The organism is Polaribacter sp. 2405UD43-2 (genome assembly GCF_058147125.1).
This window is the reverse complement of sequence record NZ_JBYVJX010000001.1, coordinates 39,533-54,638: the sequence shown is the minus strand read 5'-3', so window position 1 is coordinate 54,638 and position 15,106 is coordinate 39,533. Positions and strand designations below refer to the sequence as shown.

Here is a 15,106-nt window from a genome sequence, read left to right as displayed (position 1 = left end):
AAAATATGCCAGAAATCGTAAAATTTGCCATTATTTATTTCACTTTAGCCCTACTCTTTTATTCTATTGGTGTTTGGGCAGAACGTTTTAAAAGAATACTAAAACCTTGGCATCTTATTTTTTTCTGGTTGGGTTTAATTGCCGATAGTTCAGGAACTCATTATGTAAGTGAGCAAGTTGGCGGCGTTTGGTTGTTTAACTTTCATACCATAACTGGTGTTTTAGGTTTACTGTTAATGGGTGTACATACTATATGGGCAACCTATATCATCATTAAAAATAATCCGAAACAGCTTACTACATTTCACAAGTTTAGTGTAATTGTATGGCTGATTTGGTTGATACCTTATTTTACAGGTTTCTTTTCTGGAATGACACGATAAAAAGTTCTTATTAATTTAAATTGGGTAAAACCCAATTTTGAAATCATACATATCGAGATGTAAAATGGAAAAATTCATTAACAGAACAGAATATTATAGTAATTTTTGAGGTAGAAATCCTAAAGAGGGATTTTTTTTTAACAAAAAAAATCGACATTTTAATTTACTAAATATCTAGATATAGAAAAAAACAAAAAAAGCCTATTCTAAAAGAATAGGCTTTGTATTTTTGGGTGAAAGACCGGTTTCGAACCGGCGACCTCCGGAACCACAATCCGGCGCTCTAACCAGCTGAGCTACAATCACCATTTACTGTTAGCGGATGCAAATATAACTGTTTTTTAGTTTTTATAAAAAGAAAAAATCAAATTAATTTGCTTAAATTCTTTACAGCAACATAACGTTCTGAGGTAAAACCTTCTGCAAAATCTACATTTATCAATCTACCAAGATCTCTTGCTCTATAATGTATACTATCAATAAAATTTTTACTTGTTATTGGAGTTTCTGGCTCATTACTTTTCGAATCAAAAAATTGTGAAGAATAGGCTTTTACAGCTTGGTCTTTTTTATTGATAAAACCTGTAACATCAACAACAAAGTTGGGCTCAATGTTTTTCCATTGTATATAATGATATACTTGCTTTGGTCTCCATTTTTCTTGCGGTTTCCCCTCCACATCAGTTTCAATTTTTAGCAATCCGCTTAAAAAACAAGCATCAGAAACTAAACTACTTCCTTTTGGATGGTCTATATGTCTATCATCAATAGCGTTACATAACACAATTTCTGGTTGATATTTGCGAATCATTTTTATAATTTCTAATTGATGCTTTTTATCGTTCACAAAAAATGCATCTGCAAAACGTAGGTTCTCTCTTATAGAAACTCCTAAAATTTTAGCTGCCTCTGTAGCTTCTTTATCTCTTAAATCAGCAGAACCACGTGTACCAAGTTCTCCTCTCGTTAAATCTATAATACCTACTTTTTTGCCTAAAGAAACTTCTTTTGCAATAGTTGCTCCACAACCAAGTTCTACATCATCAGGATGCGCACCAAATGCCAAAATATCTAATTTCATCAATTTATATTTTTATCAAAATGTATATTATTAAAGTCAGTTATTTTACTTTAAACGAACAAATCTGACTGTTTTTCATCAAAAATTGTCATAAAAAAAATAAAAGCTCTTTATTTTAGAAATCAAAAATAACCAATTTAGAAAGATTATTTAATTAGCTTGTATTTCTATTTCGTTTTCGTATCTTTTTTTGAAGAATTTACAGCCTTTTTTTTATGATAATCACAAAAATTAAGATTAAGTTAGCTGAATGACATTTGTCATAAAACGTGGATAACTATGGTTATAATTTTACTCTTATAAATAAAAAACAAAACTATACTAAATAGAAAACTATGATTTTAATGCTCGTTATTTTAACTATTACAATTGCCTTATTTGTTTGGGGTAAATACTCACCAGATGTTGTTGCACTTGTTTCTATGTTGAGTTTATTTTTATGCGGAATTTTAAATTTAAGTGAAACACTGAGTGGTTTTAGCAATCCAACAGTTATAATGATTGCATCACTTTTTATTATTGGAGAAGGATTATCTCAAACTGGTTGGACAGCTTTAGCTGGAAAAAAACTAATAGAATTAGCTGGTAAAAGTGTTCCTAAATTATTGGTAATTATCACCTTAGGTTCTGGTGCATTATCAGGTTTTGTAAGTAACACAGGCACAGTAGCAACCCTACTACCAGCAACTATATCTTCTGCTTGGAGTATTGGTACTATGCCATCAAAAATATTAATTCCTGTTGCTTTTGGTTCTAATACAGGTGGTTTATTAACATTAACAGGTACACCCCCAAACATCATTGCCAATAATGCTTTAATTGATGCTGGCTTTGATGGATTTTCATTCTTTGAATTTGGATTAATTGGTTTACCTCTTTTAATTATTGCCTTAATCTATTTTAGGTATTTTGGTTTTAAATTATTACCAAAAAATAAGACAAACAACAAACCTGTTAATATTGATACTACTTTACACGAATGGATTGAAGCGTATCAAATTGACAATCATTACTACAGATTAAGAATACGTTCTGTATCTCCTTTAATAGGTACAAAATTAAGCGATTTAGATTTAGAGAATCAATATCATATTAATGTAATCCGTTTAAAAAGAAGACATCCTAATAGATTAAAAGGAACGCAACCTTATATAGAATTTCCAGAAAATGATACTGATTTAAGATACCATGATATTATTACTGTAAAAGGAAATACAGAAGATATTAATAGACTAATGATTAAATTTAGATTGGGTTTATTGCCAAAAGAATCTGCAAAAAATGAGTTAAGACAGAATTTAATTAGCCAAGAGGTTGGTATGTCTGAAGTTTTAGTTGCACCAAAATCTTTATTAGTTGGTAGAAGAATAAAATTAAAAGAATACTTTAAAAGATATGGAATTCAATTATTAGCAGCATCAAGAAATAGAGAGCCTTATTTAGAAGAAGAAATGAGGGTAAATGTTGGTGATAGTTTTATAATTAGAGGTATTTGGGAAGATATCGAAAAACTAAAAAATCAACACAAAAACATTGTAGTTGTAGGTAGACCAGAAGAAATGATAAAAGATGTTGATGAATTAACACCTAAATCATACATAGCATTAGGCGCTTTAATTTTAATGATTATTCTCTTAGTAGTAAAAGCTGTACCTGGTGCAATTGCTGCCTTAATTTCTGCAGGAATTGTATTGTTCTCTGGCTGTGTGCCTTTTACTAAAGCTTATAAAAGTATTAGTTGGACAAGTGTTGTTATGATTGCAGCAATGATTCCTATGGGAGTTGCCATTCAGAAAACAGGTGCTGCAGAAATGATTTCTAATTCATTAATTGGTTTCTTGGGTAAAGAAAATCCAACATTATTATTAGCTGGTATTTTCTTATTAACCACAACTTTTAGTCAGTTTATTAATAATTCTGCAACAGCAGTTTTAATGGCTCCCATTGTACTTTTAGCAGCCAATACTGTAGGAATTTCACCTGAACCTTTATTAATTACTGTTGCCATTAGTGCATCTACAGCATTTTTAACACCAATTGGTACAACTACAAATGCAATGGTTATGAGTTCTGGTGGCTATAAATTTTTAGATTATTTAAAAGTAGGGTTTCCACTTTTAATAATTTTTATAATTATCACATTATTATTAGTTCCAATTATTTGGCCATTCTAAAACAGCATAAGAAAATTTAGTTTTTCTTTCTAAGAAAAAAGCAAAGAGTTAAATTAATTCTTTGCTTTTTTTATGGCTTGTTCTATATCAGTAATTAAATCTTTAGTTTCTTCAATACCCACAGAAAACCTGATTAAACCCTCTTTAATGCCTCTTTCTAAACGTTCATTTTCACTCAATAATGCGTGTGTAGTTTGAGCCGGACTTACAGTTGTACTCTCTAACCCTGCTAAACTCATTGATGGTTTTATCAATTGTAAACTGTTTTGAAATTGCATCGCATCAATATCTTTTTTAAGTTCAAAAGATAACATTGCACCAAAACCTTTCATTTGTTTTTTTGCCAATTTATATTGGGGATGACTTTTTAAACCCGGATAAAAAACTGCATCAATATTTGGATTAGTTTCTAAATATTCAGCCATTTTTTGCGCATTTTTAGTTTGTTTTTTTACGCGTAAATTCAATGTTTTTAAACTTCTTTCTAACAGCCAAACTGTTAAATCACTTAAATTTCCACCAAAATTAATCGCAGTTTTCCAAATGTGTTCTATGTGTTTTGTTGATGCTGCTATGGCTCCTGCAGAAATATCAGAATGACCTCCCATATATTTTGTGGCAGAATGCAACACAATATCAATTCCAAAATCAACTGGATTTTGATTAATTGGCGATGCAAAAGTATTATCAATCATTGTTAAAATTCCGTTTTCTTTTGCTAAGCTAGCAATTGCTTTCATATCTGTAATTCCTAATAATGGATTGGAGGGTGTTTCTATATATAAAATTTTAGTGTTTTTTCTAATCAAACTTTTAAAATCTTCAATTTTATCAGATGCTGTAAAAGAATATTCTATTCCATATTTATCAAACTCAGAAACAATAAAATTATAGGTTCCTCCGTAAATAACTTGCTGAATAACAATATGATCTCCTTTTTGTAAGAAAGCCATTAAAGCTGTAGAAATTGCAGCCATACCAGAACCAAAAATTAAAGCATCTTCCGTTTTTTCTAAAGCAGCAATTTTTTTATGCAGCATTTCTTGATTTGGCGTATTAAAATAACGTGGATAACGTTTTACATCAACACCATCAAAAGCATAAGAAGTAGATGTATAAATTGGTGAAACAGCACCTTTAAACTGTTCGTCTTTAACTTCTCCAACGTGAACACAGGTTGTATTTATTCCAAAATTTTTAGATTTTTTCATTTCTATAATTTAATACTTGCTAATTTAGGAATTCTATAAACAATCCAATAAAAAAATATATCTTCGTTTTATGATATCAGTTTTACTTGTTGGAGGTGGAAACGTTGCCACACATTTACACAATGCTTTTTTACAAGCTGATAATGTTATAGTTACACAAATCTGCTCAAGAAAATTAGAAAATATTCCGCAAGCAGATGTTACCATTATTGCAGTTTCTGATGATGCCATTGCTGAAGTTTCATCAAAAATTAAAAATGAATTTGTTGTACATACTTCTGGTGCTTCTACTATTGATGAATTAAAAAACAAGCATAGAAAAGGTGTTTTTTATATGCTACAAACTTTTTCTAAAGATAAAAAAATTGATTTTTCTGAAATCCCTTTTTGTTTAGAAGCAGAAAATAAAAATGACTTTCTTTTGCTTGAGCAAATCGCAAAATTAATAGGAAATAAAATTTATTCAGTAAACTCAGAACAACGAAAAGCATTGCACATTGCTGCCGTTTTTGTAAATAACTTTACCAATCACTTGTATAAAATTGGGAATGATATTTGCAAAGAACACAATGTGCCATTTGAGGTTTTACAACCATTAATTAAAGAAACAGCGTGTAAAATTGAAACATTATCACCTAAAGATGCGCAAACAGGACCCGCAATTAGAAACGATAAAAAAACAATAAAAAATCATTTAGATTTGTTGCATAAAAAGCAACAGAAAATTTATAAAATCTTAACAAAATCTATCCAAAATGGAAATTAGTTACAAACAATTATTACCCAATATAAATACTTTAATTTTTGATGTAGATGGTGTGCTCACTAACGGATTAGTTACTATTATGCCAGATGGTGAGTTAGTTAGAAATATGAATATTAAAGACGGATATGCCCTAAAAACTGCTGTTGATAAAGGATATAATATCTGTATTATTTCTGGCGGAAAAAACGAAAGCGTAAGAACACGTTTGGCAAATTTAGGAATTAAAGACATCTATTTAGGCGCTCATAATAAGATGCTGCAATACAATGAATTGGTAGAAAAATATAATTTACAACCAGAAAATGTGTTATATATGGGTGATGATATTCCGGATTTTCCTGTAATGAAGTTGGTTGGTTTATCTTGCTGCCCAAATGATGCAGCTCCAGAAATTCAAAGAATTTCTAAATACATTTCAGACAAAAAAGGTGGTGAAGGTTGTGTAAGAGATGTTATAGAGCAAGTATTAAAAGTTCAAGGAAAATGGGATAATAATTTTGATGCAAAATATGATTAATATGAAAAAAACGTTTTTAACCTTATTATTTTTTACAATTACTTTTACAATAAACGCACAAACTATTTTTGGCAAATGGCATTCTACAAACGAAGAAACTGGTGAAGTAGATTCTGTAATTGAAGTTTATAATAAAAAAGGAAAAGCGTATGCCAAAATTATAGAAATTAAAAATCCAGATAGAAAAAATGCAGTTTGCGACAAATGTGAAGGCGATAACAAGAACAAGCCAATTTTAGGTTTAAACATTTTAACTGGTTTAAAAAAAGATGGTAAAGAATGGTCTGGAGGTTCTATTTTAGATCCAAGAAATGGTAAGGTTTATAAATGCTATATTAAATTAGCCCATAAAAACAAACTAAAAATACGTGGCTATATAGGAGTTTCTTTATTTGGAAAAACGGCTTATTGGAATAGAGCTGAATAGTTTTTAGTTTTTAGTTTTTAGTTTTTAGTTTTTAGTTTTTAGCAAAAATGAAAAAAAATTTACCCAACAACTTTGCAACTTTGTTACTTTAAAACTAATTTCTCTCTTCCAGCATTGGTACAAAAGCAAAATTTCCTAATTCGTGTTTTTCAAAATCTTTAGCAGATTTTCTAATAAACAATGTCATAATTTGAGTTTTATCACCTACAGGAATTAACAACTTCCCTCCTACTTTTAATTGAGCCAATAAAGGTTTAGGCACAAAAGGTGCACCAGCAGTTACAATAATTTTATCAAAAGGAGCTTTTTCTGGCAAACCTTTATAACCATCACCAAAAATAAATTTCTTGGGTTTGTAGCCTAATTTGGGTAAAAAAAGTGAGGTTTTTTTAAACAGTTCCTGTTGTCTTTCAATTGTGTAAACTTCTGCTTTTAACGCTAACAAAACAGCCGTTTGATAACCAGAACCTGTACCAATTTCTAGTACTTTTTCATCGGGTTTTACTTCTAAAGTTTGCGATTGAAATGCCACTGTATAAGGCTGAGAAATTGTTTGCTCTGCTGCAATAGGAAATGCTTTATCTTGATATGCGTGCGACTCAAAACTACTATCAATAAACAAATGACGCGGAATTTTACGAATCGCGTCTAACACTTTTTCGTCTATAATTCCTTTAGCTTGCAATATACTAGCTAATTGATTTCTAAGTCCTTGGTGTTTAGATGTGTCTCTCAATATTTACAAATTTACAGGTTCTAAAAATAGGAATTAATCTCTATAAACTCTTATAAAATTGTATATTTGTTGATGCCTGATTTTAAAAAATTAGAAAATACACAAAAACAATTATTTATGCTTAAAGTTGGAGTTTTAGGTGCTGGTCACTTAGGAAAAATTCATTTACGTTTATTACAACAATCTAAAAAATATGAGTTAGTAGGATTTTTTGATCCTTCTAAAGAAAATGCAAAAAATGTATCTAAAGAATTTGGTTATCATTCTTTTGCATCTATAGAATCTCTAATTGATGCTGTAGATGTTGTAGATATTGTAACCCCCACATTATCACATTTTTATTGTGCAAAAAAAGCCATTGAAAAAGGACGCCATATTTTTATAGAAAAGCCAATTACCAAAACTGTTGTAGAGGCAGAAACCATAAAAAAGTTAGCCAAACAATATAACGTTAAAGGGCAAGTTGGTCATGTAGAACGTTTTAATCCTGCATTTACAGCTGTAAAAGATAAAATTGACAGCCCAATGTTTATTGAAACTCACAGATTAGCAGAATTTAATCCTAGAGGAACAGATGTACCTGTAGTACTAGATTTAATGATTCATGATATCGATATTATTCTTTCTGTTGTGAATGCCGATGTAAAAAATGTACACGCAAGTGGCGTTTCTGTCATTTCTGAAACACCAGATATTGCCAATGCAAGAATTGAATTTAAAAACGGTTGTGTTGCCAATTTAACTGCCAGTAGAATTTCTATGAAAAATATGCGTAAATCTCGTTTTTTTCAGAAGGATGCATATATTTCTGTTGATTTTTTAGAGAAAAAAGCTGAAGTGGTAAGAATGAAAGAGGTTCCTAAAAATCCTGATGAATTTGCAATGATACTCCAAAATGCAGAAGGCATTAAAAAACAAATATATTTTGAAAATCCTGATGTAGAAAACAACAATGCAATTTTAGATGAATTAGAAACTTTTGCAGATGCTATTCATAATAACACAATTCCTGTGGTTTCTTTAAGCCAAGGAACTGAAGCATTAAGAGTCGCTCAAATGATTATTGATTGTTTTTAGATAGTTAGTTTTAAAAGTAACAAAGTTTAAAAGTTAAAAACAACATTTTAAAATTTAGCAAAAAATAAATAAACAAGTGCGTTAAGGATTGAAACGGCATCCTTTTTTGAAGAATAAAAAAAAGATAAAGTGTAAAGCCTGTTAAAACGCCCAAATAATTATTAAACAATTGAAGCATTAAAAAATTCAACAAGAGAATATTTTAACTTTAAATAATTAAATCTTTAAATAATTTTTATGAAAAACATCGCTATTATTGGAGCTGGAACAATGGGAAATGGTATTGCTCATACATTTGCTCAATTTAATTATAAAATCAGTTTAATTGATATTTCTGAAGCTTCTTTAGAAAAAGGAATGGCTACAATTACCAGAAACTTAAATAGAATGATGGCTAAAGAAAAAATTTATGAAGCTGAGAAAACACAAACTTTACAAAATATTAGCACATTTACATCTATAAAAGAGGGTGTAAAAAACGCTGATTTAGTGGTGGAAGCCGCCACTGAAAATGCTAATTTAAAAGCGAAAATTTTCACAGAATTAAGTGAAATCTGCCCAGAAAAAACCATTTTAGCAACCAATACTTCATCAATTTCTATTACACAAATTGCTGCAGCAACCAACAGACCCGAAAAAGTTATTGGAATGCATTTTATGAATCCTGTACCCATTATGAAATTGGTAGAAATTATTAGAGGGTACAATACTTCTGATGATGTGATGCAAACCATTGTTGATTTGTCTAAAAAAATAAATAAAGTTCCTGTAGAAGTTAATGATTATCCTGGGTTTGTTGCCAACAGAATTTTAATGCCAATGATAAACGAATCTATAGAAACACTTTATAATAATGTTGCTGGTGTAGAAGAAATTGATACGGTTATGAAATTAGGAATGGCACACCCAATGGGGCCTCTACAATTAGCAGATTTTATTGGCTTAGACGTTTGTTTGTCTATTTTAAATGTTTTGTATGATGGATTTAAAAACCCCAAATACGCTCCTTGTCCGTTGTTAGTAAATATGGTGATGGCAGGAAAATTGGGCGTAAAATCTGGCGAAGGTTTTTATGATTATTCAGAAAGTAGAAAAGCTGAAAAGGTTGCAAAAATGTTTTCATAATTTCTGTTGATGAATAAAAAACAACTCCTAATAATTTTATTTTCCTTTTTCTTTTTTTTTGTAAATGCTCAAGAAAAAAAGAAAGGAATATTTAATATTAAAAAAGTAGGTTTTGTCTATAATTACAATGATGAAAACAATATTTTGTTTGATGATCTAGACTATTCTTATGCTTCTAATATTTATAAATTACAAGCTTTTTACAATTTAGGAAAATGGAAAAGATTTGATGTTGGTTTAATTGTTCAGCCGCAAATACAAACTATAAAACATCAATTATTAAACGAACATTTTGTATTGCCTTCAGAAGATAATTATCTAAAAAAAAGAACAGAATTTACATCGCCAAAAACAATGCATTTATATGGTTTTGAATTGGGTTTTGTAATGAGTAAAGAAATTTTAAGAAAATTAGAGATTCAAATTACTGCTGGCTTAGGTGTTGCTGTTATTGATAAAAGAACAGAAAGATTGGCTAAAGGTTTTACATTTTTAGAAAACGGATCTGTAGGATTTTCATATAAATTTGTAAAAAATTCTTCTCTTTATTTAGGCAGTAATATTGGGCACGTTTCTAATCTCGATTTTAAAAAACCTAATAATGGATACACCTTTTTAGGTTTCGAAATTGGTTATACTTATCTAATAGAATAGAAGAGGCTGTTTGAAAAGTGTTTTTTTGTCATTTCGAGTGCAGTCGAGAAATCTCAATTATCTATAAATCAGAATTTTAATATTGTTGAGATTCTTCATTTTTATTCAGAATAACACTTTTCAAACAGCCTCTTGTAGTACTATAAATTCTTACTTTTTTAACCTAACCAAGAATTCAACATCCAAATTGTTTTTTCTTGTTCTGCAATAAAATCGCTCATCATAGAATTTGTACCTTCATCATCTGCTTTATCAGACAATTCTAAAATTACTCTTTCTATTTTTAACAATTCTGATAATGAGTTTACAACCAACTCTACACCTTTTACATCATTAGAAATGTCTTTACCAACTGGCACAGTAGCTTTTTCTATATAATCAGAAAAAGTATGCAAAGGTTTGCCTTGTAAGGTTAAAATACGTTCCGCAATATCATCAATTTTTATTTGAGAATCTGTATAAAACTCTTCGAATTTAACGTGCAATTCAAAGAAATTTTTCCCTTTAATATTCCAATGTAATCCTCTTAAATTTTGATAATAAATCTGAAAATTAGCTAATAATCCGTTTAATTCATTTACTAAATTAGCTGTTTCTGTTCTGTCTAATCCTAATATTGTTTTGTTCATTTTTGTATGTTTTATTTTGATACACCAAAATTATGAGAAATTTAAGAAGATAAACTATAATAATTATTGATAGTTTTAATATCTTTATCAGAAAATTTTATACAAATGACAATCACTCAATTAAAATATGTTTTGTCTGTTGCAGAATATCAAAATTTTACGGTTGCAGCAGATCATAGTTATGTAACTCAGCCTACTTTGAGTATGCAAATACAAAAATTAGAAGACGAATTAAACGTAAAAATATTTAATCGCTCAAAAAAACCTATTGAACTTACTGAAGTTGGAAAAAAAATAGTAGAACAAGCCAAAGTTATTGTTGATGAAAGTAATAGAATTGTTGATATTGTGCATCAACAAAAAGGATATATAGGAGGTGAATTTAAATTAGGAATCATACCAACAATTATGCCTACGCTTTTACCAATGTTTCTACAAAACTTTACAAAAAAATACCCAAAAGTGAAGTTAATTATAGAAGAATTAACTACCGAAGAAATTGTTAGAAAACTAACAGATGGTCATATAGATGCTGCTATTGCTGCTACTCCTTTAGAAAATGAAGTTATTAAAGAAAGACCATTGTATTACGAGCCTTTTGTAGGTTTAATTCCGCAAAACCACAGACTTTTTAAAAACAAACAAATTACTTCTGATGAGTTAGAAATGGAAGATATTTTACTATTAGAAGATGGCCATTGCTTTAAAGACAGTGTTATTAATTTATGCAGAAGCCATAAAATTGATAATAAAAAAGGATTTCAGTTAGAAAGCGGAAGTTTTGATACGCTAATAAAACTTTCTAAAGAAGGTTTAGGAATGACATTGTTGCCTTACTTACACACGTTAGATTTAAATGAGGTTGATAAAAGTAATTTAAGAGAATTTACAAATCCGCCACCTGCAAGAGAGGTGAGTTTAATTTACCATAAATCGCAATTAAAAATGCAACTTATAGAAGCTTTAAAAAATACTATAGATGGTATTGTAAGAGGTGCTATTTCTTTTTCTGATGTAAAAATTATTAGTCCTTTGCAAAAAAAATAATTATGCTGACACGAATTTTACAAGTTTCCGCAAAAAAGTATTGAGAATTTGTGAAATCCGTGTCAAAACATTTTAAGAATACATTTTTTCACGTAATTCTTTAATTTTTGGATCAGATAAATATTCATCAAAAGTAGCGTATCTATCAATAACTCCTTTAGGTGTTAATTCTATAACTCTGTTTGCAACAGTTTGTGCAAACTCGTGATCATGTGTTGTAAACAAAATGGTTCCTTTAAAATTAATTAGTGAATTGTTTAAGGCTTGTATAGATTCTAAGTCTAAGTGATTGGTGGGTTCGTCTAAAACTAAAATATTAGCTCTTTTCATCATCATTCTAGAAAGCATACAACGTACTTTTTCTCCTCCAGATAAAACATTACTTTTCTTTAAAGCTTCTTCTCCAGAAAAAATCATTTTTCCTAAAAATCCTCTTAAAAAAACTTCTTCACGTTCTTCTTCTGTTTGCGCATACTGTCTTAACCAATCTACCAAATTCAATTCTCCGTTTTGAAAAAAAGACGAATTATCTAATGGCAAATAAGATTGTGTTGTGGTAACTCCCCAAGAAAATTTACCAGCGTCTGCTTTTTCATTATCATTTATAATTTGATAAAATGCAGTTACAGCTCTAGAATTTTTAGAAATAATAGCAACTTTATCTCCTTTATTTAAGTTGATGTGAATGTCATTAAATAATTTTTCTCCTTCAAATTCTTTTGATAAACCTTCTACATTTAAAATTTGATCTCCTGCTTCTCTATCACTTTTGTAAATAATTGCAGGATAACGTCTACTTGATGGTTTAATATCTTCAACATTTAATTTTTCAATCATTTTTTTACGCGATGTTGCTTGTTTAGATTTTGCAACGTTGGCAGAAAAACGACGAATGAATTCTTCTAATTCTTTCTTTTTATCTTCTGCTTTTTTGTTTTGTTGTGCTCTTTGTTTAGCTGCTAACTGACTAGATTCGTACCAAAAAGTATAATTACCAGAATAATGATTTATTTTACCAAAATCGATATCAGAAATATGAGTACAAACGGCATCTAAAAAGTGTCTGTCATGCGAAACTACAATGACACAATTATCATAATTTGCTAAAAAATTCTCTAACCAACCAATCGTTTCGAAATCTAAATCGTTGGTAGGTTCATCCATAATTAAGACATCAGGGTTACCAAATAAAGCTTGCGCTAATAAAACACGTACTTTTTGCTTACCATCTAAATCTTTCATTAAAGTATAATGCAAATCTTCTCTAATACCTAAATTAGATAGCATTGCTGCTGCATCAGAATCTGCATTCCATCCATTCATTTCTTCGAAAGTAACTTGTAACTCTCCTATTTTTTCAGCATTTTCATCTGTATAATCTGCATATAAAGCGTCAATTTCTTTTTTTATTTTAAACAACTCTTTGTTTCCCATAACAACAGTTTCTAAAACCGGAAACTCATCAAACTCATTATGGTTTTGCGATAAAACAGACATTCTTTTACCTGGTTCTAAATGAACCTGCCCAGAAGTTGGCTCTTGCTTGCCAGAAAGAATTTTTAAAAATGTAGATTTTCCTGCACCGTTTGCGCCAATAATTCCATAACAGTTTCCTGATTGAAATTTAGTATTTACTTCATCAAACAAAACACGTTTACCAAATTGTACAGATAAGTTAGAAACTGATAACATATTATTTTTTTAAAATTTGCTGCAAAAGTACAAATTAGATTTGTCTTTTCAAGCTAGATTTTAAACGGTTTTTTTATCATCTATTTAGAGCCTTTTTAAGTTTTTTAACAGCGAATTAACAACATCAGCTAAGATGAATTCCTAAATTTGTGATGCTAAAAGCAAAACAATTAAATGATTAAATACTTTACAAGCTTTTTATTATTTCTAATCGTTATTATTGGTTGTGATTCTTCTAAAAATACGCATACTTATTTTGGTGGAAAAATCATTAACCCTAAGTCTAATTATGTTGTATTGTTTTCTTTAGGGAATGTAATAGATACGCTTCCGCTAGATAAGGATGGTAAATTTTTAGCAAAATATGATGATGTAAATGAAGGGCTGTATTATTTTGAACATGGAGTTGAAAATCAATATTTTTATTTAGAACCGAAAGACAGTTTAATGTTACGCTTAAATACTTGGGATTTTGATGAGTCTTTGGTTTTTGCAGGTAAAGGAGCAGAAAGAAATAACATTTTAATAGATTGTTTTTTAGAAAATGAAAAAGAAAATAAACTATTTTATAAATTAAATAAATTAGAACCTAAAGAATTCAAGAAAAAAATTGATTCTTTACTTTTTCTTAAAGAAATAACCTACAAAGATTATGTCTTAGATCATCCAGAAGAAACGAACGGGTTTACCCAAGTTTTAAATATTGCTCTAAAATATCCTATTTATGCAAGAGTAGAAAGATATCCAGTAATACATAGAAAATATAGTAAAGAAAAAGATTTTCATCAAATAGATAAATCTTTTTACAATCATAGAAAGTCTGTTAATTTTAACAAAGATTCTTTAATGTACTACCCACAATATTCACAATATATAAGAAATTATTTATATAACACTACTTATTCTTTAGGTCATAAACCGATGAAGAATGAATATTCTTGCGAGTTTACTATAGATTTATTAAAAACAATTGATAAAAAATTAAACCCTAGCGATTCTAGAAATGCTTTTTTAAAACAAACTGTAATTGGTCATTTTTATAAAAAATCTAGCTGCGATATTAACAAAGAAGCTTTTGATACTTATTTTGATTTAAGTACAAATAAAGAAGATAAAGATCTGGTTAGAGAATTAATTTCTGATATTGAAGTAATAAAAAAAGGGGATAAAATTACCGAATTTAACTTATATGACTTAACCAATGGAAAACATAAAATTTCTGATATAATTAAAAGAAAAAACTCGTTTTTATTCTTTTGGAATCCTGAATATATTTCGCCTGTTTATATCGCTTCTAGAATGAATTTTTTATCAAAGAAATTTTCTAACATTCATTTTATTCAAATTAAAATTGATGGAACTTCTGATGATAGAATTCATAAATTAGATGTAAAAAATCAATTTTTTATTGATGCAAAAAGCAATGCAAACTCTTTCTTAACAAGTAAAATGCCACGCTCTATCATTATCAATAAAAAGGGTATTGTTACTAATGGGTATGCATCTATCTTTTCTAACAAAGTATTTTCTCAATTAATAGAATTAAATAAAAAATAATAGCTTTAACGGGTTAATAACCATTTGTTT

At 29.1% G+C, this 15,106-nt stretch carries 15 protein-coding genes and 1 tRNA gene; 10 read left to right on the top strand and 6 right to left on the bottom strand.

Annotation, left to right across the window (positions count from 1 at the left end; genetic code table 11):
• Positions 1-5 precede the first annotated feature (5 nt).
• Positions 6-383: an HsmA family protein gene (locus tag ACY2RX_RS00265; RefSeq protein WP_490101947.1), complete on the top strand. Its 378-nt coding sequence runs from the start codon at positions 6-8 to the stop codon at positions 381-383.
• A gap of 231 nt (positions 384-614) precedes the next feature.
• On the opposite strand, the gene ACY2RX_RS00260 is transcribed toward ACY2RX_RS00265, so the two are convergent.
• A tRNA-His gene (locus ACY2RX_RS00260) sits at positions 615-690 on the bottom strand.
• A 57-nt stretch (positions 691-747) separates the two neighbouring features.
• Positions 748-1,464: a bacillithiol biosynthesis deacetylase BshB1 gene (gene bshB1, locus ACY2RX_RS00255; RefSeq protein WP_490101946.1), complete on the bottom strand. Its 717-nt coding sequence runs from the start codon at positions 1,462-1,464 to the stop codon at positions 748-750.
• A gap of 344 nt (positions 1,465-1,808) precedes the next feature.
• Between bshB1 and ACY2RX_RS00250 the strand changes: the two genes are divergently transcribed.
• Positions 1,809-3,638 (top strand): SLC13 family permease, encoded by a 1,830-nt coding sequence (locus tag ACY2RX_RS00250; protein ID WP_490101945.1) that lies wholly within the window; start codon positions 1,809-1,811, stop codon positions 3,636-3,638.
• A 53-nt stretch (positions 3,639-3,691) separates the two neighbouring features.
• Here the strand turns inward: ACY2RX_RS00250 and ACY2RX_RS00245 are convergent, their stop codons facing one another.
• On the bottom strand, positions 3,692-4,849 hold the full coding sequence (locus ACY2RX_RS00245; RefSeq protein WP_490101944.1) for a trans-sulfuration enzyme family protein: 1,158 nt from the start codon (positions 4,847-4,849) through the stop codon (positions 3,692-3,694).
• A gap of 70 nt (positions 4,850-4,919) precedes the next feature.
• Between ACY2RX_RS00245 and ACY2RX_RS00240 the strand changes: the two genes are divergently transcribed.
• Genes ACY2RX_RS00240 through ACY2RX_RS00230 form a run of 3 tightly spaced genes read left to right on the top strand, consistent with a single transcriptional unit; the run spans position 4,920 to position 6,559 of the window.
• Complete coding sequence (locus tag ACY2RX_RS00240; protein ID WP_490101943.1) at positions 4,920-5,615, top strand: Rossmann-like and DUF2520 domain-containing protein; 696 nt, start codon at positions 4,920-4,922, stop codon at positions 5,613-5,615.
• On the top strand, positions 5,605-6,132 hold the full coding sequence (locus tag ACY2RX_RS00235) for a KdsC family phosphatase (RefSeq protein WP_490101942.1): 528 nt from the start codon (positions 5,605-5,607) through the stop codon (positions 6,130-6,132). Before ACY2RX_RS00240 ends, ACY2RX_RS00235 begins: the two co-directional genes overlap by 11 nt.
• 1 nt (position 6,133) lies before the next feature.
• Positions 6,134-6,559 (top strand): DUF2147 domain-containing protein, encoded by a 426-nt coding sequence (locus ACY2RX_RS00230; RefSeq protein ID WP_490101941.1) that lies wholly within the window; start codon positions 6,134-6,136, stop codon positions 6,557-6,559.
• A 94-nt stretch (positions 6,560-6,653) separates the two neighbouring features.
• Here the strand turns inward: ACY2RX_RS00230 and ACY2RX_RS00225 are convergent, their stop codons facing one another.
• The gene (locus ACY2RX_RS00225; protein ID WP_490101940.1) at positions 6,654-7,295 is read right to left on the bottom strand and encodes a protein-L-isoaspartate(D-aspartate) O-methyltransferase; all 642 of its coding nucleotides are present in this window, start codon (positions 7,293-7,295) and stop codon (positions 6,654-6,656) included.
• A gap of 117 nt (positions 7,296-7,412) precedes the next feature.
• Between ACY2RX_RS00225 and ACY2RX_RS00220 the strand changes: the two genes are divergently transcribed.
• From ACY2RX_RS00220 to ACY2RX_RS00210, 3 genes are all read left to right on the top strand, one after another.
• On the top strand, positions 7,413-8,372 hold the full coding sequence (locus ACY2RX_RS00220) for a Gfo/Idh/MocA family oxidoreductase (RefSeq protein WP_490102514.1): 960 nt from the start codon (positions 7,413-7,415) through the stop codon (positions 8,370-8,372).
• Positions 8,373-8,609: 237 nt separating this feature from the next.
• Positions 8,610-9,497 (top strand): 3-hydroxyacyl-CoA dehydrogenase family protein, encoded by an 888-nt coding sequence (locus ACY2RX_RS00215; protein ID WP_490101939.1) that lies wholly within the window; start codon positions 8,610-8,612, stop codon positions 9,495-9,497.
• Between the two features lie 9 nt (positions 9,498-9,506).
• A complete protein-coding gene (locus tag ACY2RX_RS00210) occupies positions 9,507-10,151 on the top strand; it encodes an acyloxyacyl hydrolase (RefSeq protein WP_490101938.1) in 645 nt (214 codons plus the stop codon).
• Positions 10,152-10,309: 158 nt separating this feature from the next.
• Here ACY2RX_RS00210 and ACY2RX_RS00205 read toward each other — a convergent pair whose 3' ends face one another.
• Complete coding sequence (locus tag ACY2RX_RS00205; RefSeq protein ID WP_490101937.1) at positions 10,310-10,780, bottom strand: Dps family protein; 471 nt, start codon at positions 10,778-10,780, stop codon at positions 10,310-10,312.
• A 105-nt stretch (positions 10,781-10,885) separates the two neighbouring features.
• Between ACY2RX_RS00205 and ACY2RX_RS00200 the strand changes: the two genes are divergently transcribed.
• Complete coding sequence (locus ACY2RX_RS00200; protein ID WP_490101936.1) at positions 10,886-11,827, top strand: hydrogen peroxide-inducible genes activator; 942 nt, start codon at positions 10,886-10,888, stop codon at positions 11,825-11,827.
• Between the two features lie 72 nt (positions 11,828-11,899).
• On the opposite strand, the gene ACY2RX_RS00195 is transcribed toward ACY2RX_RS00200, so the two are convergent.
• On the bottom strand, positions 11,900-13,519 hold the full coding sequence (locus tag ACY2RX_RS00195) for an ABC-F family ATP-binding cassette domain-containing protein (RefSeq protein ID WP_490101935.1): 1,620 nt from the start codon (positions 13,517-13,519) through the stop codon (positions 11,900-11,902).
• 174 nt (positions 13,520-13,693) lie between these two features.
• Here ACY2RX_RS00195 and ACY2RX_RS00190 point away from each other — a divergent pair, with 174 nt between their 5' ends.
• The gene (locus ACY2RX_RS00190) at positions 13,694-15,076 is read left to right on the top strand and encodes a hypothetical protein (RefSeq protein WP_490101934.1); all 1,383 of its coding nucleotides are present in this window, start codon (positions 13,694-13,696) and stop codon (positions 15,074-15,076) included.
• The last annotated feature ends 30 nt before the right edge of the window (positions 15,077-15,106 follow it).